The following is a 14875-nucleotide window of genomic DNA, read 5'->3' as shown; positions in this document are numbered from 1 at the left end:
CAGGCGTGGCGCCGCGCGCCGGAAGCCCGTCGCGTTGCATCCCCGGGCACGACCGTCACAGCCGGCCAGTCAGCCACCATACCTATGACTACAGGAGACACAACCATGCGATTCGAGACGATACTCAAGACGCTATACAAGCAACTGTCCCGCCGCTCGGGACGCGGACTGGCCGCATTGGCCATCGCGGCCACCGCCGCGACGGCCTCGGCCGCCTATCCCGAACGCCCGATCACCCTGGTCGTCACCTATCCGCCCGGCGGCACGGTCGACGTCGTGGCCCGGGTCATCGGTCCGCGCCTGGCCGCCATCCTCGGCAAACCCGTCATCATCGAGAACCGCGGCGGCGCCGGCGGCATGATAGGCGGAGCGGTGGTGGCCAAGGCGGCGCCGGACGGCTATACCCCGATGCTCGACGCATCCAACCACGGCCAGAATCCCGCGCTGCACAGCAAGATGATGTTCGACACCCTGCGCGACTTCGCCCCCGTGTCCTTGTTGCTGCGCGTGCCCAACGTGCTGGTGGTGACGCCGTCCTCGCCCATCAGGACGGTGCGGGACCTGATCCAGCAGGGACAACGCACGGATGGCGAGCATGTGTATTTCGCATCGTCCGGGCCGGGCTCGGCCCAGCACCTGGCCGGCGAGCTGTTCAACCTGGAAGCGAAGACGCACCTGCAACACGTCGCGTACAAGGGCGGCGGCCCCGCCATGGTCGACGTCATGTCGGGCCAGGTACCGGTCATGTTCGCCAGCATGGCGTCCTCGTGGCCGCATGTGCAAAGCGGCAAGCTGCGCGCGATCGCGGTCGGCGGCGACCATCGCTCCGCCGCCGCCCCCGGCCTGCCCACCATCGCCGAGGCCGGCGTGCCGGGCTACTCATCCTATGAATGGAACGCGGTGTTCGCGCCCGCCGGGACGCCGCCCGACATCGTCAACCAGCTTTCGCTGGCCCTGGCCCAGGTCCTGAAGGAACCCGCCGTGGCCAGGCAGTTGACGGACATGGGCGCGGAGCTGGTTGGTTCGACCCCGGCCGAACTCGACGCTTTTCGCCGCGCCGAGATCGACAAATGGAAGACGGTTGCCAGCGAAGCGCACCTGCAGCTGGATTGAACCCGGGCCCGAAGCGGCAGCAGCAGGTCCGGACCCGAACCCGGGCCCCGACCATCACAGGCCGGCGCCACGCGTCCCTCAGCGCAGGGCCTGGACCGCCGCGGCGATGCGGGTCATCGCCGTCTTCAATTGCGCTTCGGATGTGGCGTAGCTGATGCGGAAATACGGCGCCAGGCCGAAGATGCCGCCCGGCACCACGGCCACGTCGTGCGAGTTCAACAGGTACGCGCAGAAGTCCGCGTCCGTCTCCAGCACCTTGCCGTCGGGCGTGGTCTTGCCCAGCACGCCGGCGCAGCTGGCGAAGGTGTAGAACGCGCCTTCCGGCCGGCGGCAACGGATGCCGTCGGTCGCATTGAGCGCGTCGACCACCAGGTCGCGGCGCCGCAGGAAGGACGCGCGGCGCTCCTCCAGCACGTCCTGCGGGCCGTTCAGCGCCTCGATGGCGGCGGCCTGCGAGATCGAGCAGGGATTGGACGTGCTCTGGCTCTGCACCACGGCCATGGCCGCGATCAGCTCGCGCGGGCCGCCGGCGTAGCCCAGGCGCCAGCCCGTCATCGCATAGGCCTTGGACAGGCCGTTGACCGTCAGCGTGCGGTCGGCCAGGCGCGGCTCGATCTGCGCCATGGTCTTGAATTCGAAGCCGTCATAGATCAGGTGCTCGTAGATATCGTCCGACAGCAGCCATACATGCGGATGGCGCAGCAGCACCTGGGCGATGGCGCGCAGGCGCGCCTCGTCGTAGGCCGCGCCCGAGGGGTTGGACGGCGAGTTCAACATCAGCCAGCGCGTGCGCGGCGTGATGGCGGCTTCCAGGTCGGCGGGATCCAGCAGGAAGCCGTTCTCCTCGCGCCCTGCCACCTGCACCGTGACGCCGCCGGCCAGCGTGATCATGTCGGCATACGACGTCCAGTACGGTGTCACGACGATGACTTCGTCGCCATCGTCCAGCGTGGCCATCAAGGCGTTGTGCAGCACCTGCTTGGCGCCGGCGCCCACCGTTATCTGGTCGACGCCGAACGTCAGGCCGTTTTCACGCTTGAACTTGCCGACGATGGCCTGCTTCAGCGCCAGCGTGCCGTCCAGCAGCGTGTACTTGGTGTCGCCCGCCTCGATGGCGCGCACGGCTGCGGCCTTGACGTTGTCAGGCGTGTCGAAATCCGGCTCGCCCGCGCCCAGCACGATCACGTCGCGGCCTTCGCGCTTGAGCTGCGCCGCGCGCGCGCCGATGCGCAGGATTTCCGAAACCTCGATATTGGCGATGCGCTGGGCGCGGCGCAGCGGCGTGGCGGGAGCAAAAACTTCAGAAGTGGACATGGAGACGATAGCCTTCAAGTGGGTAGTCGATTCAGGTGGGAGTTCAGGCAGGGTCCAGCTCGGTCGGCGTCATCTCGCCGGCCAGGCGCGCTTCGGCGTAATCCGCCAAGGCATTGCCCATGTAGATTTCGGCGTAGCTGCGCCGGGTCAGGTCGATCACGTGGTCCAGGTGATGGTCGATGTGCGCCGCCATCAAGGTCTGCACCTGCTCCAGGTCGCGGCGCTGCAAGGCGCGCACGATCTCCGGATGGTCGTTGCGGGTATGGTCGCGGCGCGCCCGCAGGTCCATCCAGCGGGCAAAGCGGATGCGCTCGTTGATGGAGCGCACCGACCGCAGGAACTCGGCGTTCCCGGCCAGCGTGGCCAGCCGCTCGTGGAAGGCCTCGTCGCGCCATAGCAGGCCGATGGCCTGGGCGTCCGTCTCGGGTTCGTCGCGGCTTTCCTCGGCGAAGGCCAGCAAGGCGGCCAGGTCTTCGTCGCTGGCGCGCTGGCAGACGAGGCGCACGACGCCGAGCTCCACCGTCGCCCGGTACTCGTAGAGCGCCAGCAGGTGCTGCGCGTCCAGCGCCCGCACGCTGAAGCCGCGCGCCGGCGTGGCGATCAGGAAACCCTCGGCCGCGACGCGCGCCAAGGCCTCGCGCACCGGCGTGCGCGACACGCCCAGTTGGCGCGCCAGCTCCACTTCATTGATGCGCTCGCCCGGACGCAGGCGATACGTCGTGGCCATCGCCTTGATGCGTTCGTAGGTGTTGGCCTGCACGGCCGAGGAGGATGCTGTCATGAAAATGTACCAATCGCCGCCTGTTTTTGGCCGGTTTACGGCCGGTTTACGACCGGCTTTCGCGCCGGACGGACCGCGCCTTGTGAAGCGAAGCCGGTCCTGGCAATGGTCCCAGGAGCCAGCCGCCCTTCCCGCCGCGGGTTGTACATGATATCCGGCCGCATCGCCAGTTGGCGACTCGTGTATTTGAATCTGTATACAGATGATGATGCTTGTTGTGTATGCAGTCAAGTGTTATGCTTTTTCGACCGGTTCCCGACCGGCATTTTTTCCTATCGCACCTTCTTGGCCTTCTACGCCACGGGCGCCCAGCCGCGTCCGTCCTCTTCCGAGACGCCCATCCATGACCGTTGCCCCCTCCTCCTGGCCCGAACGCACCGGCGGCCAAGTCCTTATCGACCAACTGCGCGTCCAGGGCGTGGAGCGCCTGACCTGCGTGCCCGGCGAAAGCTACCTGGCCGCCCTCGACGCCCTCTATGACAGCGGCGTCGAGGTCATTTCCTGCCGCAACGAGGGCGGCGCGGCGATCATGGCCGAGGCCTATGGCAAGTTGACCGGCCGTCCCGGCGTGTGTTTCGTCACACGCGGCCCCGGCGCCACCAATGCCAGCCACGGCGTGCACATCGCCATGCAGGATTCCACGCCGATGATTCTTTTCATCGGCCAGGTGGACCGCTCCATGCGGGAACGCGAAGCCTTCCAGGAGGTGGATTACCGCGCCTTCTTCGGCGGCATCGCCAAGTGGGTGGTGGAAATCGACAGCGCGGCCCGCGTGCCCGAGCTCGTTGCGCGCGCCTTCCGCGTCGCCATGCAGGGCCGTCCGGGCCCGGTGGTGATCGCCTTGCCCGAGGACATGCTGGTCGAGACCTGCCGCGTGGCCGACGCCCCGCGCGTGGAAGCCGCCGGGGGCTGGCCCGCTCCTGCCGACCTGGCGCGCCTGTCCGCCCTGCTGGCCGAGGCTCGCAAGCCCATCGCCATCCTGGGCGGCTCGGGCTGGGACGAGGCGGCCTGCACGGCCTTCGCGCGCTACGCCGAACGGGCGCAACTGCCCGTGGCGACCTCCTTCCGCCGCGCCTCGCTGATGGACGCGGATCATCCCAACTACGCCGGCGACCTCGGCATCGGTCCCGACGCCAGGCTCAAGGCGCGCGTGGCCGACGCCGACCTGGTCCTGCTGGTGGGCGGCCGTCTTTCGGAAATGCCTTCTTCTTCCTACACCCTGCTGGACGTGCCGGTGCCGCGACAGAAACTGGTGCATGTGCATCCGGGCGCCGAGGAACTGGGCCGCGTCTACCAGCCCACGCTAGCCATCCAGGCCAGCCCCAAGGCATTCGCCGCCGCGCTGGACGCCCTGGCCGTGCCGGCAACGCCGGCCTGGGCGGGTACCGCGCAAGCGGCGCATGCCGAATATCGCGCCTGGACCGACACCGCGCGCGCCTTGCCTGGCGAGTTCCAATACGGGGAAGTCATCACCTGGCTGCGCGACCGCCTGCCCAAGGACGCCATCATCTGCAACGGCGCCGGCAACTACGCGGGCTGGCTGCATCGCCATCACCGCTTCCACCGCTACGGCACGCAGTTGGCGCCGACCAGCGGCTCCATGGGTTATGGCGTTCCGGCCGCGGTGATGGCCAAGCGCCAGCGGCCCGACAGCGTGGTGGTGGCCTTCGCGGGCGACGGTTGCTTCCTGATGAACGGGCAGGAATTCGCCACCGCCGTTCAATATGACGCGCCCATCGTCGTGGTCGTGGTGGACAACGGCCAGTACGGCACCATCCGCATGCACCAGGAACGGGACTACCCTGGGCGCGTCGTCGCCACTCGCCTGGCCAATCCGGATTTCGCGGCGATGGCGATCGCCTTCGGCGGCCACGGCGAACGGGTGGATACCACCGCGCAATTCGCGCCGGCGTTCGAGCGGGCCCTGGCATCGGGCAAGCCCGCCATCCTGCATTGCCGGCTGGATCCGCGCGCGCAGTCGCATGCGCGCGATTATCCGGCCAACTGAGCGTTCACTGCGTCTTGGCGTCGGCGAAGAAGTAGCCGGCCGAGACGGCCAGCATGCGATCGACCGACACGTCCATCCGGGGGGCCCGGATACGGCGTCGTTCAGCGGCCAAGGCATGCTGGCGCACGCGCGCCAGGCCTTGCGCGGCCAGGCTCATGGGCAGGCGGGAAGCAAGAAAGGAATGTCTCATAACGTGTGGCTCATTGCATGACTCATCGAAAGTTGGGTCATGCTAGCGCCGCTGGCTGGCGCTGCGAACGACCCTATGGCGATATCCTTATTTTTTCCGAAGATGACATAAGAAGATGACAAAAAGAGATGTCTTGTCGTACTCGAGTGTCACACGTGAGATTGGCCTGCCGCACAATCGGAAAAACCCGCGGCCGGCCGTCGCCAGGTGCCGCCGAGCGGCGCCATTCCCGTCAAAATCGCGTCATCGCAAAAGGTGCCGGATCCACGAAAGGTTCCCCGCCTGTCATCATCTCCGCCAGCAGGCGTCCCGTCACGGGCCCTAGCGTCAGGCCATGATGCGCATGGCCGCACGCGAACCACAGATGGGGACGATCGGGCGCGCGCCCGATGATGGGCATCATGTCCGGCGTGCAAGGCCGCGCGCCCATCCAGGCTGAGCTGTCCATCCGTCCGGCCAAGGGGAAGATGGCGCGCGCCAGCGGTTCGACGGCGTCCAGTTGCGCCGGCGTGCGGGGCGCATCGCGCATGGCGAACTCCGCGCCGGTGGTCAGGCGGATGCCTTGCGCCATGGGCGCCAGCAGGAAACCGTTGTCCGCATCCAGCACGGGATGCGCCAGGCTCGCCCCCCGGCCCGCGGCGTAATGCATGTGATAGCCCCGCTTGACCGCCAGCGGCAGCCTGTAGCCCAGCTTTCGCGCCAGGTCCCCGGACCATGGGCCCATCGCGACCACGGCGTCGCGGCCCTGCACCGGACCGCTTTCCGTATCGACGCGCCATCCCGATTCCAGCGTCATCGCGTCGCCCTGGATGATATGGCCGCCCAGGGACTCGAAGTACCTGGCATAGGCCTGGGCCAGTCCGCGCGGGTCGCCCACCGTATCGGCATCGACGTAGCGCAGCGCGCCGGCCAGGCCTGTCAGGTGCGGCTCGAGCGCACGCAGGCCGGCGGCGTCGTAGGCCTCGTAGGCCACGCCGTAGTCGCGCCGCCATTGTTCCGACTGCCGCAACTCCCGCTCTTGCGTAGCGGCGTTGCGAAAGGCCTTGATCCAGCCCGACGGACGGATCATGTCCGGCACGCCCGCCAGCCGCGCCAGCGCGCGGTGCTCGGCCACGCAGTGCTCGATCAGCGTGGCGTAGCGCCTGGCGATCGCGGCGTGCCGCGCGGGCTCCGAATGCCTCCAGTAACGGGCCAGGAACGGCGCGACGCGCGGCAGCGCGCTGGCGTGATAACGCACGTCCGGCGCGCGGTTGCCGGCGTACTTGATCAGCGTGCGCAGGCTGCGGGGAAAGGCGTACGGGTACACGCCCTCGCGCTGGATCAGGCCGCCGTTGCCGTGCGAGGTTTCCTGTCCCGGCCCGCGCCGGTCGATCAGCGCCACCGCGCGGCCGCGCGACTGCAAATGCACGGCGACCGAGACGCCGACGATCCCGGCGCCCAATACCAATATGTCGAAGTTGCGCGTCATGATGCCTTTCGCCGTGCCGGAGGTCCGTATCAAACCGCCGACGTGGCCGCGCCGCGCCCCTGCCCTTCCAGGATGGGCGGCGTCGTGACGATGGACGTCAATGCCGGCTCCGCCTTGGCCAGGGCGGACAGGTCGGGACGCGGACGCGCCAGCGTGGGCACGGCGGCGAACGCCTGCTCCAGCGCCTGGGCGGCGGCCAGCAGTTCGTGGTCCCCGCGGAAGCGGCCCACCACTTGCAGGCCGAAGGGCATGCCCTGTCCGTCGCGGCCGCAGGGCAAGGAAATTGCCGGATGCGTGGTCAGCGTGATCACATAGGTCAACGCCAGCCAACGGTAGTAGTTCTCCTGCTTTTCGCCATTGATGGCATCGGCATAGAGGGTGGTCCACGGGAAAGGCGAAACCGGCGTGGTCGGCGACAGCACCAGGTCATAGCCGGCATAGACATCCTGGAACTGCTTGATCAGCCGGGTCTGCGCGGCCTGCGCCCAGGCGCTGTCCTTCAGGCTCATGGCCGCGCCCATTTCGTAGTTGACGCGGGTGTTGGGCCCCAGGCTGGCCGGGTCGTTTTCATAGGCGGCGCGCATGCCGGCGACGAACGATTCCGCGCGCAGCACGTCGAAACAGCGATGCGCTTCGTCCATCTCGAAAGCCACTTCGTCGCAGGCGGCGAACAGATGGCGCATGGCGGCGATCTTTTCGCGGAACGTGGCGCGTATCCCCCGATCGACGGCACAGACGCCAAAGTCCTCGGTATAGGCCACGCGCAGCCGGCCGAGGTCGGCCCTGCCGGGCGACAGGAAGGACAAGGGATCGAGCGGATAGCTCAACGGGTCGCCCGCGTCCATGCCGGCGGTGGCGGCCAGTTGCAGGCAGGCGTCCGCCACCGTGCGTCCCATCGGGCCGACCACCGAGATGGGCGTCCAGCCCAGCAGCTTGCGCACGCTGGGCACCACGCCGGGCGATGGGCGGAAACCGACCACGCCGCACTTCGCGGCGGGAATGCGCAGCGAACCGCCCGTATCCGAGCCCGTGCAGACCGGCAGCATGTCGCAGGCCAGGGCGGCGGCCGACCCGCCGGACGAGCCGCCCGCGTTCAGGTTGGGGTTGAAGGGGTTGCCGGTGGCGCCCCACACGGTGTTGCGCGAGTTCGCGCCGGCGCCCATTTCCGGCACGTTGGTCTTGGCGGTGACGATGGCGCCTGCGCGGCGCAGGCGCGCCACCAGCTCCACGTCCTCGTCCGGCACGTTGCCGCGGTAAATAGCCGAACCAAAGGTGGTCAGGAGGCCCGCCGTCGGTTCCAGGTCCTTGACCCCCAGCGGCAGGCCATGCAGCAGGCCCAGGGCGTCGCCGCGCATGACGGCCTGTTCGGCGGCGCGCGCTTCGGCGCGGGCGCGGTCGAAGGCGGTCGCCGTGATCGCGTTGACGTAAGGGTTGATCTGCTCGATCCGCTCGATGCAGGCATCGAGCAGCTCGACCGGCGACAACTGTCGCGCACCTATCATCCGCCGCAGTTCTACCGCATCCAGGGAAACCAGGGAGCTTGCATCGTGCATGGCTGTCTCGTCCAGGTTATGGGGTTATGGGGTTATGGGGTCATGGGGTTGCCGGGCGATGCTATTCCACCTTGATATTGGCCTGCCGCGCAATCTCCCGCATCCGCGGCAGTTCCTTGGCAATCAGGTCCGAGCCGGCGGCGGCATCCTGGAACCCGACCTCGAAGCCCTGTGCCTCCAGGCTCTTGCGTGCCTCCGGGTCCGCCACGACGGCGGCCAGCGCCTTCTCCAGCCGCGTCCGGATGTCCGCCGGCAAGCCATGCGGCGCCGCCACCATCAGCCAGGTATCCATGGCGATACCGGGATAGCCCTGGTCCGCGAACGTGGGCACGTCGGGCAGGAAGCTGGAGCGTCGCGGCGCGGACACGGCAACCGCCTTGATCTTGCCGCTCTTGATCTGGGGCAAGGCCGCGGCCACGGTGTCCACGGCGAAGGGGATCTGGCCGCCGATCAGGTCCGCCATCGCCGGCGAACTGCCCTTGTACGGCACATGCGTCAGCTTGATTCCGGCCGCCGCCGCGAACGCCTCGCCGACGAAATTCGCCGTCGTGCCGCTGCCGAAGGACCCATACGGTGTCGACGGATGGGCGGGGTCTCTCGCATAGGCCAGGAAGGACGCGATGTCATGCACCGGCACCTTGGGATTGGCGATCAGGATCAGGCCCGTCCGCGCGACGATGCCGATCGGCTGGAAGCTCTTGATGGGGTCATAGGGCAAGTCGGGGCGCACCACCGGGTTGATGGTGAACGTCGTTCCCGAGCTGGTCAGCAAGGTGTAGCCGTCGGGCGCCGCCCGGGCGACGTATGACGCACCGATCACCGTGCCCGCGCCGGCCCGGTTCTCGACAATCACGGTCTGGCCCAGTTGCCGGGTCAGGCCTTGGGCCAGCACGCGCGCGACCACATCGGTCGCTCCGCCCGGCGGGAACGGCGCCACCAGGGTAATGGGCCTGGACGGATAGGCGTCCGCCGCGGACGCGGGGACGGCGGCGCAGCATGCGGCGGCGATACCCGCGGCAGCGAAGAAGGTTCGTAGTTTCATGGCGGCAGGGTTGTGTTTTGGTTGGAAGGGAAATGATGGTTCAGGCGGCGCCGGCCGCGAGCACGGCCTTTCCGCGGCGCAGGAAACCCTCGAACTCCTCCGGCGGGACGAAGCGGCCGCCGGTGGTCCAGGCCAGGTGGGTGGCCTTGCCCATGCGGCCTTGCAAACCCTGGCCGCGCAGGTAGGCCTGGCCGGCCTGCGTGCCGCACAACCACGCCGGGCCGCCGAAACCGGCGGCCGCCGAGGGCTCCACCCGCAAGCCTTCGTGCTCGTGCAGCCGCGCCAGGTCGGCGAGGAGACGATCGTCGCTGACGGTGTAGATGCCCGCCAGGCGGGTGACCATGGCATCCAGGGCCAGTTCCGACGCGCGCGGAACCGCCAGGCCGTCGGCCTCCGTGCGGTTTTCCAGGCCGATGTCGTAGACCGACGGCAGCGCGGGCAAGCCCGGCGCCTGTCCGCAGCGCGCCATCATGCCGAGCAGGAAGCACGGCGACTGCACCGGCTCCGCGAAGAAGCAATGCACGTGGTCGCCGAACAGCATCTTCAGGCCGTACGCGATGCCGCCGGGGGCGCCGCCCACGCCGCAAGGCAGGTAGACGAAAAGCGGATGGTCCGCGTCCACGGCGATGCCGTCGGCCCGCAGCTGGTCGCGCAGATGCAGCGCCGCCGCCGCGTAGCCGGCGAACAATGCCGGCGAACGCTCATCGTCGACGAAATACGCGTGGGGGTCCGCCTCGGCGCCGGCGCGGCCGGCGGCCACGGCCTGCTCATAGTCGCCCGCATGCTCTATCACCTTCACGCCATGGGAACGCAGCCTGGCTTTCTTCCAGGCCTTGGCGTCCGCCGACATGTGCACTTCCGCCTGGAAACCCAGCAGGGACGCGATGATGCCGATGGACATGCCCAGGTTGCCCGTCGAACCGACGGCGATCCGATGACGCGCGAAGCAGGCCCGCGCGGCCACGCCGCCCAGCATGCGATAGTCGTCGCCAGGGCGCAGCAAGCCTTCTTGCGTGGCCAGGGATTCCGCATATTGCAGGACTTCATGTATGCCTCCCCGCGCCTTGATCGAGCCCGCGACCGCCAGGCCGTGGTCGGCCTTGACGTATAGCCGCCCCTCGTCGGGGTGCAGGCCCAAGGCCTGCCGCAACGCGGGCGCGGGCAGCAAGGGCGACTCGATGATGCCGCCGCTGCCGGCCAGTTCCGGCGCCAATGCCGCCAGCAGCGGAGCGTAGCGGTCGAAACGGGCACGGGCCAGCAGGACCTGCTCGGGACGCAAGGACGCGTGGGCGGTGGGCAGGACGGTGGCGGGGGCGAGGCTGCCGGTGGCTGGCGGCGCGGGGCGCAACCACAGGCAGGGTTGCGCGCGGCGCAAAGCGGCCAGCGTCGCGGCGGGGGTTACGGCTTCGGCTTCGGCAGGCGCGTCGTGCCCTGGCTGGACGCTGGACGAAGGGACAGGTGCGGTGGCGGGGAGCGTCATGGGTCGCGACAGGATGGGATGAATATGTGCTGCAACGAAACTGCAATCCGATTGCCATCCTAGGGATGCGTGGGCCGTGCTACAAGATCAACGGGTAGAATCCATCGTTGCCGAAACGGCAATGCTCATAGAGGAGCCGGCGCCTATACCGGGAATACCCTGACGGCTTTCCCGCTCCGCTTTCCAGTGCCCTTACCGACGCCGTCGCGATGATCCCTGCCACGTTGCAAAGCCCCGCCCTGCGCTATTTCCTCGAAGTCGTCCGCAGCGGTTCGGTCACCGAGGCCGCCGAACGCCTGGAGGTCGCGCCATCGGCGGTCAGCCGCCAGATCGCCCGCCTGGAACGGGAAATGGACACCTTGCTCTTCGAGCGCCGCGCGCGCGGCATGGTGCCGAACGCCGCAGGGGAACTGCTGGCCGCCCATGCCAAGCGGGTCCGACAGGACATGGAGCGGCTGGGCAGCGACATCCTGGCCTTGCGCGGCGTGCGCCAGGGGTTGATCCGACTGGTCAGCACCGAGGGCTATGCCTTCGGCTTCGTCCCGTCGCTGATCGCGTCCTTCCGCCGGGAATACGCAGGCATCCGTTTTTCGCTGGAGGCGGGATCCCAGCACGACATACCGCGCCGCATCCGCGATGGCGAGGCGGACATCGGCCTGACGCTGAGCCTGACGTCGGAGCGCGACATCCGGGTGGAGTTGCGCACGCCCGCCCCGGTCATGGCGGTGCTGGCGCCCGGCCATCCCTTGGCGGGCAAGCGCACGTTGTCGTTGGCGCAGCTTGCGCCCTACCCGCTGGCCTTGCCCGACCGGGCGTCCACGCTGCGGCAGTTGCTGGAAATCAGTTGCAGCCGCCAGCAGCTGTCCTACGAGCCGGCGTTCACCAGCCGCCATCTCGATGCCCTGATCACCTTCGCCGCGGAGTCCGACGGCGTGGCCTTCTGCGGCGAACTGGCCATCCGCGCCCGCCTGCGGCGCGGCGAGGTGGTTTGCGTGCCCTTGCGGGACCGCGAGATGAACGAGCGGCATTTCGAGGTCCAGACCCTGGCCGGCCGGCCCTTGCCGGCGGCATGCAAGGCCTTCGTCGCGCACCTCAAAAAGGAAATCGCGGCGGCCGACAGCAGAAGAGTCCGCTGAGGAGGCTTTTTTGTAACAGCAGAGGATTGGTACTAACCATTATTCGGGACGTCGCATCGGCCGCCGCCCCGGGCTTGTCCTGCATTGCAGCATTCCCTCCATAACCTTCAGGAATAGGAATAGGCCTCCAGGTACTTTGACGCTATGCGCCCCACCCTCTAATTTTCGATCGTCCGATCGACGCCCTACCGCGGCGAGTTCACACGACCACGAAAAATCGGGGGAATCAATGCAACGTCCAGTCCTGTCCGTCCTCGCCGCCGCCCTGCTCGCGGCGGGCGCCTGTATGCATGTCCCGGCGCAGGCCGCCGACCGTCCCGAACTGCGCGTCAGCTCGGGCGCGGCCGACAACGCCACGCTCGATCCGCACCGCGCCACGTCGACCGTGGACAAGGGCGTCGCCTCGGAAATGTTCGACGCGCTGGTCCGATTCCCCGCCGGCAGCGCCGACCCCAAGGCCCTGGAACCCGACCTGGCCACATCCTGGGAACACTCCCCGGATAGCAAGGTCTGGACCTTCCACCTGCGCAAGGGCGTGCAGTTTCACGCCGGGTACGGCGAGTTGAAGGCCGAGGACGTCGTCTACTCGCTGCAGCGCGCCGCCGATCCCAAGCGGTCCAGCTTCGCCAACAACTTCGACCTGCTCGACAAGGTCGAGGCGGTCGATGACTACACGGTGAAGATCACCCTGAAATACCCGGATGCCGCCTTCCTCGGCCGGGTCTCCAATTACCATGGCGGCAACATCGTCAGCAAGAAGGCAGCGGAAAAGCTGGGCGACAAGTTCGGCGCCGCGCCGGTGGGCACGGGCCCATTCGCCTTTGGCGAGCACGTCACCCAGCAGTACGTCAAGCTGGTCGCCCACGACAACTACTTCCGCGGCAAGCCGCAGCTGGCCGCCATCGTCTACCGCATGATCCCGTCGGACAGCGCGCGCGAGCTCGCATTCACGTCGGGCGAGATCGACGTCATGCAGGGCAAGCGCGAGCAGCGGTGGGTGGAGCGGTCGAGCAAGCGCGGGATGAAGGTCGATATCTTCGATCCCGCGGAATTCCGCACGCTGCACCTGAACCGCACGGTCAAGCCGCTGGACAATCCCAAGGTACGGCTGGCCATCGCGTCCGCCGTGGACGTCGATGAAATCGTCCGCTACGCCGGCAAGGACGTGGCGCAGAAAGGCTGTTCGGTCGTACCCAACGGCTACCTGGGCGAAGATTGCAGCGCCGGCGCCTATAAGTACGACGTCGCCAAGGCCAGGCAGCTGCTGGCCGAGGCCGGCTACCCGAACGGCATCGAGATCAAGTCCGTGGTGTCCAACATTTCGGCGCAGCTTCCCATCATGGAAATCGTCCAGGCCCAGTTGGCCAAGGCCGGGATCAAGCTGAACATGGAGGTGGTGGACCATGCCACCTACCAGGCCAAGAGCCGGCAGGACCTGAGCGCCCTCGTCTTCTACGGCGCGGCGCGCTTTCCCAACGCCGACAACTACCTGACCGAGTTCTACGACTCGGCCTCCGCCATCGGCGCGCCGGCCGCCATGTCCAATTTTTCGCACTGCAGTATTGCCGACACCGATATCCGCGCGGCGCGCGTGGAGCCGGATGCGACCAAACAGCTGGCCCTGTGGAAGGATGCGCAGGTCAAGATCCACGACGACGTCTGCGCCATCCCGCTATTCGGCCTGAAACAGGTCTGGGCGCACGGCGACGGCGTGACCTACGGCTACGACCTGAAGGGCGCGCTGAACCTGCAGCCGCCCATCACGGAGAAGACGACGGTCAAGCGTTGACCCGGACAGTCCCCCGGCCGGTCCCGCGCCAAGGCCCGCCGGATCAGCGCAATTCGCGAGATACCTGCGCCGCCACCGCGCGGGCCTCTTGCACAAAGGTCTCGACCAGGCTGTCGTTGCGTGAAGCCTGGACCCGGCACAACTGGAAGTGGAATTGCATTTCCGGATCGAAGCGCCTGAGCACCAGGCGATTCTGAAACCCATCGGCGAAGAGCGGATGAATCAACGACACACCCAACCCCGCGGCGACGAACTCGCACGCCGTCGGCGAGGTGCTGGTTTCAAGCACCACATTCAGCCTGGCGCCCGCCCGTTGGAAGGCGGCCTGCGCCAGCCCGTGGGTCTGGCTTTCGGCGCTGAAGCCGATGAAGGGCAGCCCGTCCAGGTCGCGCGGCCGCAGCACGCGCTTGCGGGCCAGCTCATGATTGACAGGCAAGGCGCACATCAAGGGATGCTGGAACATCGGTTCACGGTCGATATAGGGATTGTCGACCCGGCTGCCCACCAGCGCCACGTCGATCTGCCGCGTCGCCAGCCAGTCCGCCAGGAGATGCGAACCACGGCATTGGATGTTCATGCGCACGTCGGGATGATGGCGCAGGAAGTTCATCGTCGCGCGGCGGATGAAGGAACCCGACAGGGCCGGCAGCACGCCGACGATCAGCGTGCGCTGCTCGTCGCGGCGTATGGACTCCACCGCCTGCTCCACCTGGCGCAAGCCGGCGAAGATCCGGTCGACTTCCTCGTACAGGCGCATGCCGTGCGTGGTGGCCGCCAGCTTGCCGCGCACCCGGTCGAACAGGCTGAGGCCGGTATCGGCTTCCAGGTGCGCCAGCAGCTTGCTGACCGCCGGCTGCGTGACGCCCAGCACGGCGGCGGCCTGGCTGACGGTACCGTGCTCGATGACGGCCTTGAAGGCCTCGATCTGCCGCAGATTGAGTGTTTGCGCCATGCCGCTCCCTGTATAACCTTTTCGAATGCCCCACGCTTGCGGGGCAGCA

The 14875-nt window shown here is 67.9% G+C and carries 12 protein-coding genes; 4 read left to right on the top strand and 8 right to left on the bottom strand.

The features are described 5' to 3' along the window. Positions 1 to 105 precede the first annotated feature (105 nt). Positions 106 to 1113: a tripartite tricarboxylate transporter substrate binding protein gene (locus C7R54_RS10920; RefSeq protein WP_129150320.1), complete on the top strand. Its 1008-nt coding sequence runs from the start codon at positions 106 to 108 to the stop codon at positions 1111 to 1113. A gap of 78 nt (positions 1114 to 1191) precedes the next feature. Here C7R54_RS10920 and C7R54_RS10915 read toward each other — a convergent pair whose 3' ends face one another. Together C7R54_RS10915 and C7R54_RS10910 are read right to left on the bottom strand one after the other, a co-directional pair. Continuing rightward, positions 1192 to 2427: a pyridoxal phosphate-dependent aminotransferase gene (locus C7R54_RS10915; RefSeq protein ID WP_129150318.1), complete on the bottom strand. Its 1236-nt coding sequence runs from the start codon at positions 2425 to 2427 to the stop codon at positions 1192 to 1194. A 43-nt stretch (positions 2428 to 2470) separates the two neighbouring features. Then, complete coding sequence (locus C7R54_RS10910) at positions 2471 to 3208, bottom strand: GntR family transcriptional regulator (protein WP_129150316.1); 738 nt, start codon at positions 3206 to 3208, stop codon at positions 2471 to 2473. A 343-nt stretch (positions 3209 to 3551) separates the two neighbouring features. Between C7R54_RS10910 and C7R54_RS10905 the strand changes: the two genes are divergently transcribed. Then, positions 3552 to 5216 (top strand): thiamine pyrophosphate-binding protein, encoded by a 1665-nt coding sequence (locus tag C7R54_RS10905; protein ID WP_129150314.1) that lies wholly within the window; start codon positions 3552 to 3554, stop codon positions 5214 to 5216. Between the two features lie 4 nt (positions 5217 to 5220). On the opposite strand, the gene C7R54_RS10900 is transcribed toward C7R54_RS10905, so the two are convergent. The 5 genes from C7R54_RS10900 to C7R54_RS10880 form a co-directional block, all read right to left on the bottom strand. Further along, positions 5221 to 5406, bottom strand: coding sequence for a hypothetical protein (locus C7R54_RS10900; RefSeq protein ID WP_129150312.1), 186 nt, complete (start codon positions 5404 to 5406; stop codon positions 5221 to 5223). A 232-nt stretch (positions 5407 to 5638) separates the two neighbouring features. Continuing rightward, positions 5639 to 6874 carry an NAD(P)/FAD-dependent oxidoreductase gene (locus tag C7R54_RS10895; RefSeq protein WP_129150310.1) on the bottom strand — a complete coding sequence of 412 codons (1236 nt, stop codon included), beginning with the start codon at positions 6872 to 6874 and terminating at the stop codon, positions 5639 to 5641. A gap of 29 nt (positions 6875 to 6903) precedes the next feature. Further along, positions 6904 to 8427 (bottom strand): amidase, encoded by a 1524-nt coding sequence (locus C7R54_RS10890; protein WP_129150308.1) that lies wholly within the window; start codon positions 8425 to 8427, stop codon positions 6904 to 6906. 61 nt (positions 8428 to 8488) lie between these two features. Next, on the bottom strand, positions 8489 to 9469 hold the full coding sequence (locus C7R54_RS10885) for a Bug family tripartite tricarboxylate transporter substrate binding protein (RefSeq protein ID WP_129150307.1): 981 nt from the start codon (positions 9467 to 9469) through the stop codon (positions 8489 to 8491). Positions 9470 to 9509: 40 nt separating this feature from the next. Continuing rightward, positions 9510 to 10949 carry a D-serine ammonia-lyase gene (locus C7R54_RS10880; protein ID WP_129150305.1) on the bottom strand — a complete coding sequence of 480 codons (1440 nt, stop codon included), beginning with the start codon at positions 10947 to 10949 and terminating at the stop codon, positions 9510 to 9512. A 209-nt stretch (positions 10950 to 11158) separates the two neighbouring features. Here C7R54_RS10880 and C7R54_RS10875 point away from each other — a divergent pair, with 209 nt between their 5' ends. Both C7R54_RS10875 and C7R54_RS10870 read left to right on the top strand, forming a co-directional pair. Next, on the top strand, positions 11159 to 12085 hold the full coding sequence (locus C7R54_RS10875) for a LysR family transcriptional regulator (protein ID WP_129150303.1): 927 nt from the start codon (positions 11159 to 11161) through the stop codon (positions 12083 to 12085). A gap of 229 nt (positions 12086 to 12314) precedes the next feature. Further along, positions 12315 to 13874 carry an ABC transporter substrate-binding protein gene (locus C7R54_RS10870; RefSeq protein ID WP_192903633.1) on the top strand — a complete coding sequence of 520 codons (1560 nt, stop codon included), beginning with the start codon at positions 12315 to 12317 and terminating at the stop codon, positions 13872 to 13874. A gap of 43 nt (positions 13875 to 13917) precedes the next feature. On the opposite strand, the gene C7R54_RS10865 is transcribed toward C7R54_RS10870, so the two are convergent. Beyond that, complete coding sequence (locus C7R54_RS10865) at positions 13918 to 14826, bottom strand: LysR substrate-binding domain-containing protein (RefSeq protein ID WP_129150301.1); 909 nt, start codon at positions 14824 to 14826, stop codon at positions 13918 to 13920. Positions 14827 to 14875: the final 49 nt, after the last annotated feature.

It is taken from the genome of Achromobacter aloeverae (genome assembly GCF_004121055.1).
GTDB classification, from domain to species: Bacteria; Pseudomonadota; Gammaproteobacteria; order Burkholderiales; family Burkholderiaceae_B; genus Bordetella_C; species Bordetella_C aloeverae.
The sequence above is the reverse complement of the archived record's forward strand: the minus strand, read 5'-3'. Positions and strand labels throughout refer to the sequence as shown.